Origin of the sequence: Stenotrophomonas maltophilia, from assembly GCF_039555535.1 — a bacterium.
In the GTDB taxonomy this organism is placed as follows: domain Bacteria; phylum Pseudomonadota; class Gammaproteobacteria; order Xanthomonadales; family Xanthomonadaceae; genus Stenotrophomonas; species Stenotrophomonas maltophilia_Q.
Genome location: NZ_CP154630.1, coordinates 2,103,921 through 2,125,095, shown reverse-complemented (window position 1 = coordinate 2,125,095; position 21,175 = coordinate 2,103,921). Strand labels below are relative to the sequence as shown.

18 protein-coding genes are annotated in these 21,175 nt (G+C 67.3%); 8 read left to right on the top strand and 10 right to left on the bottom strand.

Annotated elements, in window-relative coordinates; all coding sequences use genetic code 11:
- Positions 1–185 precede the first annotated feature (185 nt).
- The 3 genes from AASM09_RS09820 to AASM09_RS09810 all read left to right on the top strand — a co-directional run bounded on the left by AASM09_RS09820 (position 186) and on the right by AASM09_RS09810 (position 4,714).
- Positions 186–650, top strand: a complete 465-nt coding sequence (locus AASM09_RS09820; RefSeq protein WP_219632098.1) for a YrhA family protein — start codon at positions 186–188, stop codon at positions 648–650.
- Positions 651–916: 266 nt separating this feature from the next.
- On the top strand, positions 917–3,235 hold the full coding sequence (locus AASM09_RS09815) for a TonB-dependent receptor (protein ID WP_049428465.1): 2,319 nt from the start codon (positions 917–919) through the stop codon (positions 3,233–3,235).
- A 21-nt stretch (positions 3,236–3,256) separates the two neighbouring features.
- Entirely contained in the window at positions 3,257–4,714 is a 1,458-nt protein-coding gene (locus tag AASM09_RS09810) for an esterase-like activity of phytase family protein (protein WP_049428463.1), read from the top strand.
- Between the two features lie 113 nt (positions 4,715–4,827).
- On the opposite strand, the gene AASM09_RS09805 is transcribed toward AASM09_RS09810, so the two are convergent.
- From AASM09_RS09805 to AASM09_RS09765, 9 genes are all read right to left on the bottom strand, one after another.
- Positions 4,828–5,586, bottom strand: coding sequence for a 2,3-dihydro-2,3-dihydroxybenzoate dehydrogenase (locus AASM09_RS09805; RefSeq protein WP_049428461.1), 759 nt, complete (start codon positions 5,584–5,586; stop codon positions 4,828–4,830).
- Positions 5,577–9,467 (bottom strand): enterobactin synthase subunit F, encoded by a 3,891-nt coding sequence (locus tag AASM09_RS09800; protein WP_343368989.1) that lies wholly within the window; start codon positions 9,465–9,467, stop codon positions 5,577–5,579. The genes AASM09_RS09805 and AASM09_RS09800 overlap by 10 nt, the downstream gene beginning before the upstream one ends.
- Positions 9,464–9,721: a phosphopantetheine-binding protein gene (locus tag AASM09_RS09795; RefSeq protein WP_049428457.1), complete on the bottom strand. Its 258-nt coding sequence runs from the start codon at positions 9,719–9,721 to the stop codon at positions 9,464–9,466. Before AASM09_RS09795 ends, AASM09_RS09800 begins: the two co-directional genes overlap by 4 nt.
- Positions 9,721–10,353, bottom strand: a complete 633-nt coding sequence (locus AASM09_RS09790; protein WP_049428455.1) for an isochorismatase family protein — start codon at positions 10,351–10,353, stop codon at positions 9,721–9,723. Before AASM09_RS09790 ends, AASM09_RS09795 begins: the two co-directional genes overlap by 1 nt.
- Entirely contained in the window at positions 10,353–12,005 is a 1,653-nt protein-coding gene (locus AASM09_RS09785) for a (2,3-dihydroxybenzoyl)adenylate synthase (RefSeq protein WP_049428453.1), read from the bottom strand. Before AASM09_RS09785 ends, AASM09_RS09790 begins: the two co-directional genes overlap by 1 nt.
- Positions 12,002–13,195, bottom strand: coding sequence for an isochorismate synthase (locus AASM09_RS09780; protein ID WP_049428450.1), 1,194 nt, complete (start codon positions 13,193–13,195; stop codon positions 12,002–12,004). The genes AASM09_RS09785 and AASM09_RS09780 overlap by 4 nt, the downstream gene beginning before the upstream one ends.
- On the bottom strand, positions 13,192–14,388 hold the full coding sequence (locus tag AASM09_RS09775; protein WP_049428448.1) for an MFS transporter: 1,197 nt from the start codon (positions 14,386–14,388) through the stop codon (positions 13,192–13,194). The genes AASM09_RS09780 and AASM09_RS09775 overlap by 4 nt, the downstream gene beginning before the upstream one ends.
- A gap of 153 nt (positions 14,389–14,541) precedes the next feature.
- Complete coding sequence (locus AASM09_RS09770) at positions 14,542–14,853, bottom strand: DUF3817 domain-containing protein (protein WP_032129991.1); 312 nt, start codon at positions 14,851–14,853, stop codon at positions 14,542–14,544.
- A gap of 154 nt (positions 14,854–15,007) precedes the next feature.
- Positions 15,008–15,943, bottom strand: a complete 936-nt coding sequence (locus AASM09_RS09765) for a TIGR03571 family LLM class oxidoreductase (RefSeq protein WP_049428447.1) — start codon at positions 15,941–15,943, stop codon at positions 15,008–15,010.
- 66 nt (positions 15,944–16,009) lie between these two features.
- Between AASM09_RS09765 and AASM09_RS09760 the strand changes: the two genes are divergently transcribed.
- The 5 genes from AASM09_RS09760 to AASM09_RS09740 all read left to right on the top strand — a co-directional run bounded on the left by AASM09_RS09760 (position 16,010) and on the right by AASM09_RS09740 (position 20,017).
- Positions 16,010–16,459 carry a GNAT family N-acetyltransferase gene (locus tag AASM09_RS09760; protein WP_049428445.1) on the top strand — a complete coding sequence of 150 codons (450 nt, stop codon included), beginning with the start codon at positions 16,010–16,012 and terminating at the stop codon, positions 16,457–16,459.
- Between the two features lie 119 nt (positions 16,460–16,578).
- Positions 16,579–18,099 (top strand): thioredoxin family protein, encoded by a 1,521-nt coding sequence (locus tag AASM09_RS09755; RefSeq protein ID WP_049428443.1) that lies wholly within the window; start codon positions 16,579–16,581, stop codon positions 18,097–18,099.
- A 381-nt stretch (positions 18,100–18,480) separates the two neighbouring features.
- Positions 18,481–19,110: a superoxide dismutase gene (locus AASM09_RS09750; RefSeq protein ID WP_049428441.1), complete on the top strand. Its 630-nt coding sequence runs from the start codon at positions 18,481–18,483 to the stop codon at positions 19,108–19,110.
- Positions 19,107–19,682, top strand: coding sequence for a flavin reductase family protein (locus AASM09_RS09745; RefSeq protein WP_049428439.1), 576 nt, complete (start codon positions 19,107–19,109; stop codon positions 19,680–19,682). The genes AASM09_RS09750 and AASM09_RS09745 overlap by 4 nt, the downstream gene beginning before the upstream one ends.
- Positions 19,682–20,017: a tetratricopeptide repeat protein gene (locus tag AASM09_RS09740; RefSeq protein WP_049428438.1), complete on the top strand. Its 336-nt coding sequence runs from the start codon at positions 19,682–19,684 to the stop codon at positions 20,015–20,017. The genes AASM09_RS09745 and AASM09_RS09740 overlap by 1 nt, the downstream gene beginning before the upstream one ends.
- A 5-nt stretch (positions 20,018–20,022) precedes the next feature.
- On the opposite strand, the gene AASM09_RS09735 is transcribed toward AASM09_RS09740, so the two are convergent.
- Positions 20,023–21,171, bottom strand: coding sequence for a fatty acid desaturase family protein (locus AASM09_RS09735; protein ID WP_049428436.1), 1,149 nt, complete (start codon positions 21,169–21,171; stop codon positions 20,023–20,025).
- Between the last annotated feature and the right edge of the window lie 4 nt (positions 21,172–21,175).

The following is a 21,175-nucleotide window of genomic DNA, read 5'->3' as shown; positions in this document are numbered from 1 at the left end:
ACGCCAACCTTGGTTGGCGCTTTTCGGTTCCCAGCCGCACTGCTGTCCAATCGACGCCGAGTGCCAACCACGTCATTGATTGGCTACCTTGGCCTGTATGGACCACCTTGCATTGACGTCGGATGGTGAATCCAGCCAATGTCTGGCTGCCTGACTCCCTCACCCGCGAGCTCCAACCTCTGTAGATGCAGCCTTCAGCTGGAACCAGACTTCTTAAACTCCGCGCGAACCTCGATGAGGCCGAGATGTACCTTGGCCCTCCACTCGGACGTTCTGGCATCGAATCACTTCAGAGCTTGGCGCTTTCTACGCTAGGCACCGCCCTGCCAGAGTCTTATCTGGACTTCCTTTCAAGCCACGACGGTCTGGTAACAGAGGGAGTCTTCCTTTACTCGAGCATTCCACGCCCCTATCCCGGTGGCGGGACAGCCCATGCGCTGGTGGAAATGAATCTCCTTGCACGCGACCAGGGATTCATGGACGGCTATGTAGAGCTCGGAGAGAGTGACATGGACTGCTATGTCTTCGAGTTCAGAACCAGCCTGTACCAGGTTCGCGACAAAGTGGCGTTCGACAACGTGTATCACGAATTCGTGTCCTTCGACGGGCTTCTCTCCCACATACTCGATCTGGTCGAACAACACTGCTGACGGCAATCTGGGCGAGAGCTCTTCCAACAGGGTGGCGCAGCATTCATTCGGCGTCGCGCATGCCAACCAAGGTTGGCATCTACCAGTGCATGCGTCGGCATGCCACGCGTGTAGCGGTGTCACCAGACAGTCATCTGTCTAGCGCACCATTTTCACGTTGACCCACGGCGCCCGCAGCGCCTGCAGTCGCATCGCTTGTCTCCCCTTTTCAATTCCATGAGCTCCGCGCCAGCGCGGTGGCTCGTGCCTGCCTGAGTGTCTGCAACATGACGAAGACTTTGTTGGCCGCCGCGCTGTCGATCGCGCTTGCTCCCGCGGCCTGGGCGCAGGATGCTGCCCCGACCTCCCATGGCACGTCCGCCACCACCCTTGATGCGGTCTCGGTGATCGGCAGCGGTGAAGCCCGCCAGGTGCAGCGCATCACCCGCGAGAACCTCGACATCCTGCCGCCGGGTACCAGCCTGCAGAAGACCCTGAACCTGCTGCCGGGCGTAAACGCGCAGTCGGCCGATGCGCTGGGCACCAACGAGCAGTCGATGACGCTCGGCCTGCGCGGCTTCAACTCCACCCGTCTCGGTTACACGTTGGACGGCGTGCCGCTGGGCGATGGCGCGTACAACAACTACAACGGCCTGACCATCAACCGTGCGCTGATCAGCGAGAACATGGCCGGCGCCGAGCTGGCGGTGGGCATCGGCAGCCTCGGTACGCCATCCACCAGCAACCTCGGTGGCACCATCTCGTACACCTCCGACCGCCCGGCCCAGGAACTCGGCGGCCGCGTGGTGCAGACCTTCGGCAGCGATGCCAACCGCCGCACCTTCGTGCGTGTGGACAGCGGCGGGTACAACGGTTTCTCCGGCTATATCTCCGGCATGAATGCCGTCTCCGATCTGTGGAACGACCAGACCGCCTACAACAAATCCACCACCAAGCAGTTCAACGCCAAGGGCGTGTGGAACTTTGGCCGCGGCCAGATCACCGGCTTCGTCGATACCTCGCGCACTACCCAGGCGGACTACTTCTACCTGTCCAAGGACGAGATGTCGCGCGGGCTGGGCTGGGACTGGGGCGGTTACGCGCCGGACTGGAACAAGGCCGTGGCCAAGGCCTACTGCAATACCGCCAGCTTCAATGCGAAGAAGTGCGACAGCAGCGGTCCGGACAAGGATGCCGACGGTGCCTTTACTGCCGGGCAGATCCTGCGCGATGACAACCTGTACTACCTGGCCGGTGATTTCTTCCTGGCCGATGGCTTCAGCCTGCGGGCCCTGGCCTACCACCACGATGACCGCGGCGAAGGCCACAACTGGAACAGCGGCGCCTGGTCGAACAAGGGCACGGCGCAGGAGATTCCGATCATCTTCCGCAACACCATCTACACCATCGACCGCGATGGCGGCACGCTGTCGTTCGACTGGGAACTGGGCGCGCACCGCATCGAAGGCGGCGTCTGGTACGAGCGCAACACCAGCAGCGCCGAGCGCTACCAGACCGCCGTGGACGGCCCGCGCGACCTGAGCGGCATGAACACCCTGCCCTCCGACGTTGGCGTGTTCGCCCAGCGCACGCGCTGGAAGACCCACCAGTTCTTCCTGAAGGACACCTGGCGCCTGCTCGATGATCGCCTGACCCTGGAGTTCGGCGCAAAGAGCCCGCATGCCACCTCCGATGCGCAGGCCCTGCCCGGCGACGCGAAGGCGCCGATCTCGCCGACCTCCAACAACCAGTTCGCCACCGGCTCACTGAAGGCCAGCAAGAACTTCCTGCCCAGCATCGGCGCCAACTTCCGCCTGGCCGAGCATCACGAAGTATTCGCCAGCTACGCCGAGAACATCGCCATGTTCCAGGGCGGCTTCAAGCTGGGCCCGCAGGCAGTCAGCCAGGCCACCTGGAACGCGCAGGGCAACCTGAAGCCGGAAGAATCCCGCTCGCTGGAGGCCGGCTACCGCTTCGTCACCGATACCCTGCAGGCCTCGGTCGCGGCCTACAGCGTGCGCTTCGACAACCGCCTGCTGCAGTACAACCCCTGCGACTCGCGGCAGCCGGTCGGCCCGACCTGCGGCAACCGCTTCTACAACGTGGGCGGCGTCGACAGCCGTGGTGCCGAGCTGACCGTGCTGTGGACCCCGAACGAGCACTTCAGCTGGTACACCTCGGCCTCGCTGAACCGCTCGACCTATGCGTCGAACTACGTGCAGGCCGGCGTCGAGCAGCAGATCAAGGGCAAGATCCAGACCGATACACCCAAGCAGCTGCTGGCCACCGAAATCACCTGGCGCGACAACGGCTGGTTCGTCAGCCTGCGCGGCAAGTACACCGGCGAGCGCTTCTACACCTACACCAACGACCAGGGCTTCGGTGGCTTTACCGTGTTCGATCTGGCCGGTGGCTATGACTTCGGCCAGGTCGGCTTCGCCAAGGGCATGCGCGTGTCGTTCAACGTGACCAACCTGACCAACAAGCGCTATGCCAGCAACCTGGATTCGAGCGTGTTCGCCCCGAGCGACCCGGCCGGCAAGCTGTACGTGTTCCATGCCTCGGCACCACGCCAGGTGTTCGGTACGATCGACCTTCGCTTCTGATTGACCGCACGGAGTCCACTGATGCTCACGACCGCCCTGCTGATGGCCACTCTCTCCGCCAGCGGATACTCCGCTCCGCATGAGGCAACGGGTGCAGCGCCGCGTACCCTGCAGCTGGGCGGTCGCAGCTATGTGGACAAAGGCCTGGTCGCCGCCGGGCGGCTGTCGGCGGGCACGGTGGACTTCCTGGGTGACACGCTGGGATCGTTCTCGTCGCTGGCGGTGCAGCCCGGCACCTGGAAGCGCACTGCCAACGGCTACGAAGGCGTGTTGTGGACCCTGCCCGACCGCGGCCGCAACGATCCCGGGGCTGGCCTGTTCTACGACTACACCGGCCGCGTCGAGCGCATGCAGCTGCGCATCGACGTTTCCCCGGGCAAGCCCGAGCTTGGCACGCTGACGATGGCGCCCGACAAGGGCGTGGTACTGAAGGACTTCAACGGCCAGCCGTTCACCGGCGCCGACCCGGGCGACCATACGATCACCCAGCGCGAGGTGGTGCTGCCCTCGCCTACCAGCGGCGCCGGTGCAGGCAAGGTCTCGCTGGATGCGGAATCACTGCAGTTCACCGCCGATGGCCACTTCTACATCGGCGATGAGTACACCGCCAACGTCTATTACTTCGATGCAGAGGGCCAGCTGCAGGGCGTGATCGTGGCACCGCCTGCCATCCGTCCTCAGCGCGAAGGCCGGCCGGCATTCGGTTCGCTGGCGCCACCGCAGACTGGCCGCCGCAACAACCAGGGCGTGGAAGGCATGGGACTGTCGCCTGACGGCAGCCGCCTGTTCGTGGCCCTGCAGAGCGCGACCCTGCAGGACAGCGCGCAGGGCAACGCGGCCGGTCGCATCAACACCCGCGTGCTGGTCTACGACGTGACGGCCTCGCCGACACCACAGCAGCCGATCGGCCATTACGTGATGGCCCTGCCCGCTTACGCGCACGATGGCAAGGGCAAGCTGGACCGCACCGCCGCGCAGAGCGAGCTGCGTGCGTTGGACGGTCATCGCTTCCTGCTGCTGGCGCGCGACGGAAACGGGCTGGGCAAGGACGGCGACGACCCGATCGTCTACAAGTCGGTGCTGCTGGTCGATGTGGCCGATGCCGCCAACCTGGCCGAAAGTGCTTATGAAACCGGCACGCCCTCGGTTCTGGCCCACCCGACCGACACCGCGCTGAAGCCGGAGATCATGCCAGCACGCAGCGACGAACTGCTGAACCTGCTGGACCGCCCGCAGCTGGCCCGTGCCGGGCTGGACCTGGACACGAAGCGCGGCCCACATGCCGGACTGCTGTCAGAGAAGTGGGAAGCCATGGACGTGCTGCCGGCGCTGGACCCACGGCACCCGAACGACGTACTGCTGCTGATCGGCAACGACAACGACTTCATCGCCCGCCATTGCCGCATGCAGGGCCAGGCCTGCGACAGCCCCTACGACAACGACAACCGCGTGCTGGTGTACCGCCTCACGCTGCCCTGACCGAGAACCGATGTCACGCTCTCTGTAGAGCCGAGCCCATGCTCGGCTGCTTTTCCTTCAGGCATCCGTATCTCTGAAGGAACAGCCGAGCATGGGCTCGGCTCTACAAAAGCTCACCCACGCAGGGTGGCGCCGCCGTCCACATACAGGTCGCTCATCGCCACATGCCCAGCCTGTTCGGAGAGCAGGAACATCACCGAGTGCGCGATGTCCTCCGGGGTGGCCAGCTTGCGCAGCGGAATGCCGGCCTTGTAGGTTTGAAGGTTGCCGGCGATCACCCGCTCGGCACCATGCTCGTCCAGCCACATGCCGGTCTGCATCCGGGTCAGTGTTGAACCCGGGGCAACGATGTTGCAGCGGATGCCCAGCGGCGCCAGTTCCAGCCCGAGGCAGCGGGTAAACATCGTGGCAGCGGCCTTGGAGGCCGCATAGGCGGCCATGCCGTGCCTCGGCACGCCGGCCGCATTCGAACTGACGGTGACAATCGCGCCCTGCCGACGCGGTGACATCACCCGCGCCAACGCCCTTCCGACATGGAACACGCCATCGGCATTGACTGCAAACACCCGGCGCCAGTCGTCGTCGGTGGTCCCGGTGACGCCACCCACATGCAGTACGCCGGCCACGCTGGCGGCCAGCATGATCGGCCCGATGCTGGACTCGACCTGATCCACCAAGGCGTCCACGGCGGCGCTGTCGGTTACATCGAGTGCGAGCGACTTCACCCGGGTATCTACCACGCGCGGTGCCTCGCGATCGGTCGCTACCACGGTGCAGCCGGCCTCGGCCAACAGCCGTACCAACGCCTCGCCAATGCCGCCGGATGCACCCGTAACCAACGCTACGCGGCCCTCGAAACCGGTCAACTGCATGTTGCGATCTCCTGTTGCTCATCCCATTGGCGCAGCCGCGCCGACAACCACGGCGCCAGCTGCGCCACCGCATCGCGGCCGGTCAGTTCGGCGTGCAGGAACGGCAGTTCCAGCGCCTGCACCCTGCGCGCGTGGGTCCGCCACAACGTCGATTGCAGCTGTGGCCGCGCCTGATGATCCCGACCAGCACGGACGTGCACCAGCGTGCCGTCGAACGGTTGGTGAATATGTTCGCGGATCAGTCGATTGGTGCCGGTCACCGCGCGCACCACGCCATCGAGCACCACATCCGGCAGGCTGCCGAGTGCACTGCCGCCACGGCGCAGGAACCCCAGAATGCGTTCACGGCTGTCGAGTTCCGGATGCGCATCCGGATCGTGGCCGGCAATCGCCAGCAATGCCCGCAATGCAGCGATGGGATCGGGTTCCGGTTCGGCCCGCCAGCACTCGCTGGGATACGCGTCCAGCAGCACCAGCTCGCCGACGTCGCGGCCGACTTCATGCAGGCGCACCGCCATCGCCTGGGCGAGGATGCCACCTACCGACCACCCCACCAGATGCACTGGCCCCTTCGGCTGTAGTGCGACCACGCGCTGCACGTAGTCGTTGGCCATCGCCTCGATGCTGCTCGGCAGCGGCTGCCGGGCGTCCAGTGCCGGCGACTGCAGGCCGTACACCGGGCGTGCCGGCTGCAGTGCCCGGGCCAGGGTGCGGTAGTTCCAGGCGATCCCCCCGGCCGGATGCAGCACGAACAGCGGCGTGGGCCCGGCGGCGTCGGTTGCGGCCAATGCGATCACCGGCCCCAGTGCGTGATCGGCCAGCGCGGGAGGCTCGGCAATACGAACCGCCAGCGCGGCCACGGTGGGCTGCGCAAACAATGCACCCAGACCCAGATCGCAGCGCCAGCGCTGCTCGATCGCCAGCAGCAGGTGCACCGCCGACAGCGAATCACCGCCGAGACTGAAGAAATCTGCATCCACTGCCACCGGCGCCTCACGCCCAAGCGCCTGGGCGAACAACAACGCCAGCTCCTGTTCCAACGGCGTGCGCGGCGCCAAGCCGGCAACTTCAAGTTGCGGTGGCTTCGGCAACGCGTTGCGGTCGAGCTTGCCGTTGGCGGTCACCGGCCAGTGGTCCACGCCGACAAACGCCGAGGGCACCATATAGTCCGGCACGCGCGTGGCCAGGTGGCTGCGCAGCGTTACGGCATCGGCAAGCGCGGTCGGCAGATACGCCACCAGACGCACTTCGCCGGGAGCATCCTGGCGCAGCAGCACTTCCACCCGCTCCATGCCAGGCAGCTCGCGCAGTGCCGCCTCGATCTCGCCCAGTTCGATGCGCAGGCCGCGCAGTTTCACCTGGTGGTCGCTGCGGCCGAGATACTCGACCGCACCATCGCGGCGCCAACGGGCTACGTCGCCGGTGCGGTAGATACGCTCGCCCGCCCGGAACGGATCTGCAATGAAACGTTCGGCAGTCAGATCATCGCGACCGAGATAGCCACGCGCCAGCTGGACGCCACCCAGGTACAGGTCACCGGGCACGCCCACCGGCACCGGCTGCATCCGGGCGTCCAGCACGTACAGGCGGGTGTTCCAGACCGGGAACCCGATCGGCACCGGCCGCGAACGATCCTGCGCCGACGCCGGCCAGTAGCTGACGTCCACCGCAGCTTCGGTCGGGCCATACAGGTTGTGCAGCTCGGCGTGCACACGCGCGTGGAAGCGGTCGCGGGACGAAGCATCCAGCGCCTCGCCACTGGTGAACACCCGTCGCAGCTGCAGCCCTTCGGAGGCCGGTGCAGCGAGGAAGGCATCCAACATCGATGGCACGAAATGCGACGTGGTGATGCCATGCTCGCGGATCAGCCGCGCCAGTTCGGTGGGGTCGCGATGCGCGTCCGGCCCGGCGACCACCAGCGTGGCTCCGCACAGCAGCGGCAGGAAGAACTCCCAGACCGAGACGTCGAAGGTGGCCGGGGTCTTCTGCAGCACGCGGTCGTCTGCCTTGAATCCATAGTGCTCGCGCATCCACAGCAGGCGGTTGACGATGGCGCGGTGTTCGACGACCACGCCCTTGGGCTCGCCGGTCGAACCGGACGTATAGATCACGTAGGCCGCATCGTCAGGTGCCGGATCGGCCCACGGTGTGGCAAAACTCAGCGCAGTCCACTGCTCCGGCGCAAGCACTGGCACGCCGGCCATGCGTGCCGCTACGTCCGCCGCAGCCAGAACGCATACCGGCTGTGCCGAGGCGAGAATACGCGCCAGGCGCTCGTCCGGATGGGCAAGGTCCAACGGCAGGTAGGCGGCGCCGGCACGCAGCACCGCGACCAGCGCGATCACCAGCTCCAGCGAGCGCGGCAATGCCACCGCCACCACGCTGCCCGGGCCGACATCCATTGTCCGCAGCTGTGCCGCCAGCGCGAAGCTGCGCGCTTCCAGCGTTGCATGCTCCAGCGTGGAAACACCGAAGACCAGCGCGGTTGCGTGCGGATCACGGTCCATGCCCTGCTGCAGCAGTTCAACCAACGTGGTCGGTGGCATCCCGTGCGCGGTGGCATTGAATTCATGCACCACCTGCTGCGCTTCTTCGACGGTGGCCAGCGGCACGGCCGAGATGTCTTCAGCCTGCAGTGCCGCGGACACGAAATGCAGCAGCCGCGCCGCGTGCGCCTCGACATCCTCGCGACTGTACAGCGCGGGATTGGCCTCGATCTCCAGATCCAGCAGGCTCTGGCCATCACCACGGAAGCCCAGCGTCAGGTCATCCACCGGCCCGGTGCACAGCACCTCCAGTGTCGCCTGTACGCCTGGCAGGGCCAGTGGCCTGTAGAACGGCTGCACATTCACCATCGGACCGTGCAGACGCTGCTGCGCGCCGACCAGGCCCAGATCCCGGCGCAGTTGCTCGCCTCGATAACGGCCGTGCTTGCGACCCTGGCTGAGCTGCCGGCCCAGTGCGCGGGTGAAGGCCTCGACACTGCCCTCGCTGGTGGCCACGCGCAGCGGCAATACATTCATCACCATCGACGGCACCCGCGCCGACGCGTTGCCAAGGCGTCCCATGTAGGGCACGCCCAGCACCACTTCATCGGCGGCGCTCATCCGTCGCAGGTACTCGGCTGACAACGCGGCCAGTACATCCGGCCAGGGCTGAAGCCAACGCACCGAGGCCTGCAGCAGCTGCCCACGGAACGCCGCATCGAGCGGCTGCACCCAGCGCACCGCGTCGTCACTGGCCGCATGCGTACCGGCCAGGCCCACGCCTGCCGGTGCGCCCTGCATGTGCTCGCGCCACCACTGCCCGGCCTGCGCGCGACGCGGATCGGCACGATAGGCGACGTCATCGGCCAGCACGCCCGCCAGCCCCGGCAGCGGCTCACCGGTACGGCCGGCATACAACGCGCACATGCGATCCGTGAACAGCGCCATGCCGTAGCCGTCGGCGGCCAGATGGTGCACACGCAGGTACCAGACCCAGCGCTGCCTACCCAGATCAAGCAGCAGCTGCTGGCTGATCCGGTCGCGGGTGGGATCCACCGGGCTCAGCCGGTCGGCCTGCATCAGGCCACGCGCCGCAGCTGCGGGATCCGCTTCGGCGGAAACATCTCTCACCGAAAGCCGTGGCACATGTGCCGGGTCGTACCACTGCAGGGGCTGACCGTCGTCGCCCTCGGCAAAGCGCAGCGCGAAGGCCTCTGCCTCAACTGCGGCCTGGTCTGCCGCTGCGACGAACGCAGCCACATCCAATGGCCCATCGATCCACACCGCATGTGCCGTGTTGAACGACGGGTTGTCCGGTGCCAGCCGCTGTGCGAACCACAATCCCGCCTGCGCCTCGGTCAATGCCACCGGCGTGGCCAGCGCGACGGCGTTCATGCGCTCTGTGCGGCCTGCAGCGTCTGCACCACGCCCCACCACTGGCGCAGCGTGGTGTGCTCGGCCAGCTGTGAGAACTCCAGCGGCAGGCCGGTGTTGCCCCAGGCCAGGACCAGGCCGAGCATGCGCATCGAGTCCAGGTCCAGGTCGATCAGGTTATCGTCGTCACCGATCTCGGCCGGCTTGCACTCCAGCACGCGCGCGACGTCGGCGCGCATCCGCTCCAGATCCAGCACCTCACCGGTGGCCGTCATCACAGCACCTCCAGCAGCTGGTCGGTGGTCATCGGCACGCCGCAGGTGCGCGCGATCCATTGCAGCGCCTGATCGTGGTCGGCGCGCGAGAAGTCCGCCACCGCATCGGCGGCGATGAAGGCCTCGATGTCACGCTGGAAGGCCTCGACCACGGTCGCGGTACAGCCGATATGGGCGTACACGCCGGTCACCAGCAGCTGGTCGCGCCCACGTACCCGCATCAGCGTCTCCAGGTTGCTGCGCTGGAAGGCGCTGTAGCGGTGCTTCATCAGCACGTGCTCCCCCGGCTGCGGTGCCAGCGCTTCGATGATCGGCTCGTGGTCGGCACTGCGGCGCATGCCTGGCCCCCACAGGTCAGCCTGCAAGCCGCGATCACGGCGGTCCTGGTCGCCATGCTGGGCGGTGTAGAACACCGGAATACCGTGCGCGCGGCAGTGCGCCAGCAGGCGTGCGATATTGTCCACGGCCGGCCGCAGCGGGGCGTTGCCAGCGTCAAACGCGGCCAGGAAGTAGCGCTGCATGTCGTGCACCAGCAAAGCGACACGATCGCGCTGCGGGCGCCATGGTCCACGCGCCTGCGGCAGTTCGGCGGCAGTCGGCAAGGGATAGTCGGTGATACGGGGCAGCGCCATCAGCGCGTTCCTCCTGTCTGTTGCAGATGACGCGCACGCAGCTGCGCGCGCAGTTCGCGGCGACTGATCTTGCCGACCGCAGTGGTATCGAAGCTGTCGACGAACACGATCTGGTCCGGCACCTTGAACGCCGCCAAGCCGCGCCCGCGCATCCAGGATTTCAGCGCCGGGGCCTTGAACGGTTCGCCCTGCGCGATCACGAACGCACAGCTGCGCTCGCCCAGATACTCATCGGGAATGGAGACCACGGCGGCGTCGAACACGCCGGGGTGGGCCAGCAGGTGGTCCTCGATCTCCTCGGCGGAGATCTTCTCGCCGGCGCGGTTGATGTGGTCACCTGCACGGCCCTGCACCACCAGGTAGCCTCCGGGCAGCTGCTGTACGCGGTCGCCGGTGCGATAGAAGCCGTCGTCGGTGAACGAGCGCGCATTGGCCACCGCATCGTTGTGGTAGCCACGGATGGTGTACGGGCCACGGGTGAGCAGATGCCCCACCTCGCCTTCGGCCACCGGCTGGTCATGGTCATCGACCACGCGCACTTCATCATCCGGACTGATCGGTCGCCCCTGGCAGGCCACGATCAGTTCTTCCGGATCATCCAGGCGGGTGTAGTTCACCAGCCCTTCGGCCATGCCGAATACCTGCTGCAAGGTACAGCCGAGGCCGTCGATCACCCGCCGCGCGGCTTCCGGCACCAGCTTGGCGCCGCCCACCTGCAGTACCTGCAGGCTGGACAGGTCATGCCTGCTGGTGGCGGCGGCCTGCGCCCACAGCAACGCCAGCGGCGGCACCAGGCCACAGCAGGTCACCCGCTCCCGTGCGATCAGCGGGAAGGCCGCATCCGGTCCGGGGCCGGGGCTGAGCACCACGCGGGCACCGGCGTACAACGCACCGAAGAAGCCCGGCGAACTCATCGGGAAGTTGTGCGCGGCCGGCAGCGCGACCAGATACACGCTGTCGCGGTCGATGCCGCAGATAGCGTTGCTGGCACGGAACGAGTAGATGTAATCATCGTGCGTGCGTGGAATCAGCTTGGACAGCCCGGTGCTGCCACCGGAAATCTGCAGGAACGCCACCGACTGCGGATCCGGATCGGCCGGCAATTGGCCGCGATCGCCCTGCAGCATCTCCAGCGCCGTGAACTCCTGTGCATCGCCATCGATCACCACCTCGCGAATCGCTGGCACTTCAGCCTGCAGCGCCCGCGCCAACGTACGGTGATCGAAGCCATCATGCAGGTCGGTCGTGATGTAGGCACTGGCTTCGGCCTTGCTGGCGAAGTGCACCAGCTCGGTGATGCGGTGCGCCGGCAACGCGTACACCGGCACCAGCCCGGCACGGAACAGGCCACAGACCGTAGTGATGAACCCCGCGCTGTTGCCCAGCTGCACCAGCACCCGCTCGCCCGGCCGCACGCCGAGTGCCAGCAGGCCCGCGCCGATGCGCCCGGCCTCGTGCCATAGCTGCGCGTAGCTCAGGCGGACATCACGGGCGACCACCGCGATGTCGTCGGCGTAGCGCTCCGCGCGCTCACGCAGGAACGCCGGGAAGGTCTCGCCGCGCCAATGCCCTGCCTCGCGGTAATGGGCGGCCAGGTCATCAGGCCACACCTGCTGCAGGGGCAGGCGGGAAGAATCAGGGGAAGCGTTCATGCAGCAGGCTCGATGGCGGGCGCCGGCTCATGGACGCCGAGCGCATTCAACAGGGCAGCGAACTTGGCTGCGGTTTCGGCAACCTCTGCCTCGGGTTGCGAGTCGGCGACGATGCCTGCACCGGCGTACAGGCGCAGCTGCGTGCCCTGCAGTCGCGCACAGCGGATCGCCACGTACCAGTCGCCATCACCTTGTGCATCCAACCAACCCACCGCCCCTGCATAGAAGCCGCGTGGCACCGGCTCCAGCTTGCGAATGCGTTGCAGCGCCGCCAGCTGCGGCGTCCCGCAGACCGCTGGCGTGGGGTGCAGCCGGGCCAGCAGTTCGGCGGCGGACGTCTGCGGATCCTTCAGGGTGGCGTGGATGCGGGTACCGAGGTGCCACATGCTGGCAGTGGCATGCAGCACCGGGCGCGGCTGTGCATCGACGTGGCTGCAGTACGGCGCCAGGCCATCGACGATGGCCTCGACCACATGGCGATGCTCGTCATGGTCCTTGGTCGAGGCCAGCAGCGCCTGCGCGGCACGCTCGTCCTCTGCGGCATCGGCGCTGCGCCGGGCGGAGCCCGCCAGCGGGTGCGACAGCAGCTCGGCGCCACGCTTGCGCAGCAGCAGCTCCGGGGTTGCCCCCACCAGCCAGGCTGGCGCCTGACCCGGCTCCACCGGTAACGGCACAGCGTAGGTTGCCACCGAGGGATCCGCACCAAGGCGTGCCAGCAGCACATCCGGAGACAGTGCCTGGCGGGTGCGGGCCAGCAGGCTGCGCGCCAGCACCACCTTGTGCAGGTTCTGCTCGGGCGCACGCAAGGCCTGCACTGCCGCAGCGACTGCAGCGGCATAGTCCTGCGGCACAGGCTCGGCCAGCAGGGCGCCGTCCATCGGCGGCGCGGCCTGCGGCTGCAATGGCAGTGCAGGCAGCAGGCGCTCGGGCTGGAAAAGCGCGTCGTCGGCACGCGGCTCGAATGGCACCGCACCGACCAGCAGGCCCGGTCCACCGCGCTGCTGCGCGAAGAAGCCCGCAACGCGCACTGCCAACGTTGCCAGTGCGCCGGCCGGCAGCGCGGCGCGGCAGCCGCGTGCGTGCACGTGCTGGCCAGCATGCTGCAGCAGGAACAGCGACGCGTCGTCGGTGCTGTCCAGCGGCGCTGGCGCAGCCTCCGGCCACGCGCCCTGCATCAGGGAATCGTTCATGGGGTCTCCTTCATCCGATGCGCTGCGGCCAGCGCGCACAGCAACAGCAGCAGTGCGCCGACCAGCAGGTAAGGCAGGCTCGGCCCGCCGCGATACAACAGCGTGCCGAGCATCGGCCCGGCCACCATGCCCAGTCCCTGCGCAGCAGCGACGGTGCCAGCGGCAGCCCCCTGCTCGTGCGCTTCCACCGCGTCAGCGGCCAGTGCCTGGAACGAGGGGAACACGAAACCCATGCCAAATGCCGCCAGCGCATACGCCGCTGGCAACTGCCAGGCCTGCTGAACGCCTGCCACCGATGCGAAACCGATGCCGGAAATCAGTGCACCGAGAACGATCCAGCGGCGCGGACGCACGTCCAGCTTCATCACCAGCGCCTGCGCCAGGATCAGGCCGACCCCGACCGCTGTGAGTGCAATGCCCGCCATGCGTGCGCCGGCCGCCGCATCGAGGCCCAGGCGATCGATCGCGAAGAAGCCCACCGTGACCTGCGCGATGGTCACCGAGACCATCGCGATGAAGGCGGCCAGCTGCGGCAGGCGCAGGCGCCGGTCGAGGCGGCTCATCGGCGTGCGACGCTGTGCGTTGCCAGCCGCCACCGGGGGCGTCGCCGGCAGTCGCCAGGCCAGCAGCGCCAACGCCACCAATGGCAGCAGTGCAGCCACATACAGCGCCAGTGAGAGATTCGTATAGGCCAGCCAGCCCGCGGCGGCCGGGCCCAGCACCATGCCCAATGCGTTTGCGCTGCCCAGCCGCGCGAGGAAGCTGGCGCGCTGTCCAGTTGGCGCCTTGTCGGCGATCAGCGCCGCAGCGGTGGGCGGCACCGCAGCGTAGAACAGGCCGATCAGGCCGCGCGCGCCCACCAGCACCAGTACCGATACCAGCACCGGCGGCACCGCCTGCAGGGCAACGTCGATGAACACGGCCAGTGCGATGTAGACCACGGTGTAGGCACTCATCGCCAGCATCAACACCCGTTTGCGGCCGATGCGGTCGCTGAGCTGCCCCCACGGGCGTGCAGCCAGCATCCACAGCACGCCTGCGGCGGTAACCGACAGGCCGGCATGCCACTCGGACAGGCCAAGCATGCGGACCACCGGACCGATCACGGCGACGAAGGACATCATCGCCATGGTGCCGATCAGGGCAGCCAACACCAGCGCCGGCAAGCCGGGAACGACGGGACGTGCGTGCATGAAACACCAGCCGTAACAGGAAAGGATGGCCGGGCGCACCTGCGCGCCCCACCCGGCACCGGCCCTGCTCAGGACCGGACGCCACTTTCAAATGATAACGTCTCGTATTTGCATTTGATACCCATTCTCTTGAATGGGCGCGCAACAGTGGGTTCAGCGCATTGCACGCAGGCCCAGCAGGCCGCGACGCTTGAACCACCATTCCAGTGGCAGCGTCACCAGCGGCGGGATCGCTGCCAGCAGTGCCAGGGCGCTGGCCCACCACGGCCAGCGCAGGCGCACCGCTGCGAACAGGGTGACTGCCACGTACACCAGGAAGGCCACGCCGTGCAGAGGCCCGAACAACTTCACCAGCGCCACGTTGGCCATGGGGCCATACTTCATCCACATGCCGATGAGCAGGCCGGCCCAGGTCACGGCTTCGATGAAAGCGACCGCGGCAAACAGGCGTCCGGTCGGGTGCATGGGGGAACGTTGGGTCACACGGGGCTCCGGCATCGGGATATCAAATGCGAATGGTACGCAGATGCGAACATTCCGGACACCGGCGGGTGGCGCCGGGCCATGCCCGGCGAGCGCAGCGGTGGCAGCGATAGAGCGTGTCCACCAAGGTGGACACCTACCGGAGCATATGCGGCAGCACGTGCTCTCCAATCTCGCGCAGCACCGCGTCCATCGGCCGCCCGTTGTCGACCAGGTTGAACATCACGTGCGCCACGCCCTGCGCGTGCACGCGGTGCAGGTAGTCGCGCAGGCCGACGCGGCCGACCTTCAGCCCCAGCGGCAACGGCTCGGGCGGCGCCTGCGGATCGGCCTGCAGATCCAGCAGCATCGACTGCACGAACGACTTGGCCGGTCCGCCCTGCAGCGCCTGCGCCTGTTGCCACAGGCCGATGCGTCCCTCCTGCGCGGCCTCTTCGCGGTGATAGGTGGCCCAGCCTTCAGCCTCGCGCGCGATCCACTGCAGGCTCTGTCGCGCGGTACCCACCACCAGCATCGGAATGCGCGTGGTTGGCGCTGGCAATACATCGAAGCCGCCGGTGGCCTGCCGCACCGAAGCCCGTTCCTCCGCATCGGGGGACAGCGCGGCACGCAACAGCGACCAACGCTCACGGAACGTCGCCGCCCTGCCCTCCAGGTCTTCGCCGAATGCCGCGAACTCTTCCAGCCGATCGCCCGACCCCAGGCCCAGCACGAAGCGTCCGTCGCTGATCCGGTCCAGGCTCAACGCCGACTTCGCCGCCTGCAGCGGATGGCGCAACGGCAGCACAATGGCTGCGCTGCCAACGGCGATGCGTTCGGTTGCGGCAGCCAGCATGCCCAACCACAGGAACGGATCGTCCAGCGCGCTGGCTGCCGCATCTGGTCCCTGCGGCACCATCAACGGCACGTCGCGCGTCCACAGCGCGGCAAAGCCGAGGTCATCGGCCAGCCGCGCGATGCGCCTGGCTTCGCCCAGATCGGCCAGCCCGTGTGCTGCCACGGGCGTCATCAGGCCCAGGCTCAGGCCCTGTTGCGGAAACAGGGCAGCGTAAGCGGGATTGAAATCACTCATGCCCGCAGCTTAGCGTGCAGGCATGCGGCAACGATGACGCGCCGCCCACCACGGGAAGAACACTGCATGCCGAAGATCCGCCCTGCCCACGCCGATGACCTGCCCGCGATCAGCGCGGTGTGCCTGGCCGCATTCAACGCGGCGGTCGCGCCCTCGCTCAGTGCAACCGGCGTTGCCACCTTCGGCAGTATCGCTGCGGCAGATGCCTTCGGCACACGCCTGCTGGGCGACAACCACATCCTGGTGGCCGAACACGAAAACCGTATCGTCGGTGTGATCGAACTGAAGGAAGGCCGGCATCTTGCGATGCTGTTCGTCGATCCCACCTGCCAGGGCCAGGGCATCGGCCATGCCTTGTTCGAGGCGGTGCTGCCGCTGGTGCGCGAGCCGGTCCTGACCGTGCGCGCCTCGCTCAATGCAGTGCCAACCTACCGGCGCTACGGCTTCGTGCGGGACGGCGATGTCGGCGAGTTCAATGGGCTGGTGTATCAGCAGATGATGCGGGCAGCGGCCTGAAGGCATCCGCCCGGTAATGCCCGGTGGGCGTCATGCCCTGCAGCACGCCCGTCATGAGCAAACTGAATCAGCAGGCTCCCCGGTCGTTCCTACAATGGCCTGTCACCCTGCCCTTCGAGATGCTGCCGATGCGCGTCGCGCTTTCCGTGTTGCTGCTGGCTTCGGCGCTGAGCGCCTGTACCCCGGCCCCGGTTTCCACCGCCAACTCGGCCGAGGCACCCGCGCCAGCCACCGCCATCGCCTGGCGCCAGGGCGATGTGGACGATGCCTTCGCTGAGGCCGCCGACAGCGGCAAGCCGGTGCTGCTGTACTGGGGCGCGGTCTGGTGCCCGCCGTGCAACCAGCTCAAGGCCGGCCTGTTCAAGGACCCCGCCTTCATCGCGCTGACCGGCAAGTTCGTGCCGGTCTATCTGGATGGCGACGAGGAAGGTGCGCAGGCCTGGGGCGAGCGCTTCGGCGTGCGTGGTTACCCGACCCTGATCGTGCTCGACCCGGAGCGTAACGAAATCACCCGTGTGGCCGGTGGCAACGACGCCGCCGAACTGACCCGTGCACTGACCGTGGCCGCCGGCCGTCGCAGCGCGGTCGCCGCTACGCTGGCCACCGCGCTCGCCACGCCGGACAGGCTGGCCGCCGAGGATTGGCAGGTGCTGGGCGACTACGGCTGGGAAGTGGACGCCAATCGCCTGGCCGGCGAGCGCAAGAGTGCCGACGTGCTGCGCCAGCTTGCCAGGACCGCACCGGATGCCGCCCTGCAGCGCCGCTTAGCCCTGCTGGCACTGGCTACTGCGGAAAAGCCGGATGCACCGCCCACCGAGGTGCGTGAACTGTTGCAGGCCGTGCTGGCGCAGCCGGCCGAAGTCCGCCGCAACCGTGAGTTGCTGGGCTATGCAGGCGCGCAGCTGGTCAAGCAGGCCAGTGCAGGGCCGGCCACCAGCAACACGCTGGGGCAGCAGCTGCTCGTCGCGCTGGAGCGCGCAGACGCCGAGCGCGGCGACCGCGCCGACGACGCATTGTCGCGTGCGCTGACCGAAGTATCCCTTGCCCGCCAGCAGCAGCCGAAGGGTGTACTGCCCGCCGCGCTGGTTGATCGGGTCAAGCAGCGCGTGGCTGCTGCAGACGCGGCCTCCACTGATGCGCATGCGCGCCAGGCCACGATCAGCAGCGCGGTCTACGCACTGCGCCAGGTCGGTGACGACGCCGGTGCCGAGTCGCTGTTGCTGGCGGAACTGAAGCGCAGCGAGCAGCCCTATTACTACATGCCCGAACTGGCCGAACTGGCCGAGCAGCGCGGCGACACCGCCGGTGCGCTGGAGTGGCTGAAGCGCGCCTACGACGGCGCGCAGGGCCCGGCAACCCGCGTGCAGTGGGGCGTGCTGTATGTGGAAGGCCTGCTGAAGCTGGCACCGGACGATGCACCACGCATCGAGCAGGCGACCGCCTCGCTGATCGCCGAACTGGAGGCACAGCCGTCGGGCTACCACCAGCGCACCCGCCAACGCTTCGAGCGCCTGGCCGGGCAGTTGAAGGCGTGGAGCGGCAAGCACCAAGGTGCGGAGACGCTGGCGCGGTTGCAGCAGCGGATGCAGCAGGCCTGCGGTGACCAGGTGGATGGTGCCTGCAAGGATTGGTTGAGTTGATGAAGGCTCGGGTTCTGGTAGTGCCGGCCGCTGGCCGGCAACCCGACCCTGCCTGTATGCCGGCCAGCGGCCGGCACTACCATTCCGCTTTTGCTCCTGCTCTTGCCTTTGACTCCGTCTCCGCGCCGGCGCAGGGAGCTATCCAGCGTGGGGGGGTGTGCGTAGCCGGGACCGTTGGCGCCATGGATGGCGCCATCGAGCCCCCATGGATGGGTTCACGGCGTGTCCCGGCTACGCACATCCGCCCGCGCCCTCGCTGAACAGTCAAAGCGCCGGGAGCGCACGCCTTCCATCCATGACCCTTGACCTCAACCAATGTTGAGGTGCGATAACGATCTCCCCACGGCCAGCCCCCTGGCCTTCCCCACGGAGATTGCTTCGATGTCGTACTCGCTTCCCCCGCTCCCCTACGCCTACGACGCCCTCGAGCCGCACTTCGATGCGCGCACGATGGAGATCCACCACAGCAAGCACCACCAGACCTATGTCAACAACCTCAATGCCGCCATCGAACAGGCCGGCCTCGCCGATCAGCCGGTCGAGGCACTGATCGCCCAGCTCGATACCGTGCCCGAAGCGCAGCGCGGCGCGATCCGCAACAACGGCGGCGGCCACGCCAACCACAGCCTGTTCTGGACCGTGCTCAGCGCCAGCGGTGGCGCACCCGACGATGAACTGGCAGCGGCCATCGACCGCGACCTCGGCGGTTTCGATGCCTTCAAGGACGCCTTCACCAAGGCCGCGCAGACCCGTTTCGGCAGCGGCTGGGCCTGGCTGACCAGCGATCGCGATGGCCGCCTGCAGGTGGAAAGCAGCGCCAACCAGGACAGCCCATTGATGGGTGCAGCCGTTGGCCTGTCCGGCAACACCCCGATCCTCGCACTGGATGTCTGGGAACACGCCTACTACCTGCACTACCAGAACCGCCGCCCCGACTACATCGGTGCGTTCTTCAACATCATCAACTGGGCCGAGGTCGGCCGGCGCTACCGCCAGGCCCGGGCCTCATGAGCGGCGAGACACTGCCGTACGCCGGGCCGTGGGCGGGGGTCTTCCCCGCCCCGGCGCCGGTGCCGTCGGTCGAGATGCCGCCGCGTGCACTGCGGCGGCTGCTCGGTCACTTCCCCACCGGGGTGGCCATCGTCTGCGCGCGCGATGCACAGGGCAAGCCGGTCGGCCTGACCATCAATTCGTTCGTGCCGGTGTCATTGCAGCCGCCACTGGTGCTGTGGAACCTGGCGTTGCACGCACAGAGCCTGTCCACCTTCCAGCGCGCCACCCGCTTTGCAATCAACGTGCTGGCAGCCGACCAGGAAGCGCTGGCCCGGCGCTTCGCCGATCCGCAGGTCCGCAACCGCTTCGACGGCCTGGCATTGCTGGATGATGACGAGGACGCCGCACCACGCATCGCCGGTGCGGTCGCCCATCTCACCTGTACCCGCCACGCGATGTGGCCGGTGGGCGATCACCTGCTGCTGGCCGGACGCATCATCGAGGCGCACGAGAACGGCGGCGCGCCGCTGCTGTTCCATCGCGGCCGCTTCCAGCCAGGCCCCACCGAACTGCTGGTCGAGGTGCGCTGATGAACATCGAAGCCCTGGAATGCATGCTTGCCAACGGCAAGGACGGCGCGCTGCTGCGCTTCGGCCTGGGCAAGGGCTGGCTGGATGCCGGCAACCCGGTCCGCGCGGCCACCCACCTGGGCCGCTGCGTGGTGCTTGATCCGCAGTACTCGGCCGCCTGGAAACTGCTCGGCAAAGCCTGGCTTGCCGGTGGCCAACCGCAGGCGGCGCGCGAGGCGTGGCAACGCGGGCTGAGCGTGGCCGGCAGCAAGGGTGACCAGCAGGCACGCAAGGAAATGCAGGTGTTCCTGCGCCGCCTGGACCGCGAACAGGCGGCCCTGGCGAAGGCGGGCTGAGTCGATCAGCCCGCGTTGGCCGACGCCGGTGCGGACATGATGTCCGACATCGGCAGGCGGCGCGGCTTGCTCGGGAACGCGTGGCGCAGGATGCGCCAGACCACCTGGCCGAACTGGCGCGGCAACGAGCCGTTGTTGTAATGCTGGCCGTAACGGTGGCAGATGTCCTTCACTTCCTTGGCAATGGCCGCATAGCGGTTGGCCGGCAGGTCCGGGTAGAAGTGGTGCTCGATCTGGTGGCTGAGGTTGCCCGACAGCACGTTGATCAGGAAGCCGCCGCTGATGTTGGACGAACCACGCAACTGGCGCAGGTACCAGTGGCCACGCGATTCATTGCGCAGGCACTCCTTCGGGAACGTTTCCGATTCGGCGGTGAAGTGGCCGCAGAAGATGATCACGTAGGTCCAGATGTTGCGCAGGCCGTTGGCCACCATGTTGCCCAGCATCACGGTGAGGAAGAACGGGCCGGCAAGCAGCGGGAAGAACACGTAGTCCTTCAGCACCTGGCGGGCCATTTTCCGTGCCACCGGGCGGGTCTGCAGCCACATTGCACGCGCACTCATGCGCCCCTTCAGCCAACGGCCCAGGCGCAGGTCCTGCGCGGCCACGCCCCACTGGAACAGCAGCGCGAAGATCGGCGCGATGATCGGCTGCAGCAGGTAGAACGGCTTCCAGCGCTGTTCCGGGAAGATGCGCAGCAGGCCGTAGCCGATGTCATCGTCCATGCCGCGCACGTTGGTGTAGGTGTGGTGGCGGAAATTGTGGGTCTTGCGCCAGTTGTCGGCGGTGGCAACGATGTCCCACTCGTAGGTGTTGCCATTGAGCTTGGGGTCGCCGGTCCAGTCGAACTGGCCGTGCATCACGTTGTGGCCCAGCTCCATGTTTTCCAGGATCTTGGACAACGCCAGCAGCAGCGTGCCGGTGATCGCGGCCGGCCACAGCAGCGGCATCCAGAACAGCGGCGAGAACGCCGCCAGGAACAGCAGGCCACGGCCACCCACGCCGAACCAGCGCACGGCGGCGGCCACGCGGCGGATGTAACGGGTATCGGAGGCGCCAAGGCTGCCGATCACACGGTCGCGGATCGCGTCGAGCTCCTCGCCGAAGGCATGCATCTCGGCAGTACTCAAGGCACGGTCGGTAGCGCGGGTCATGGCA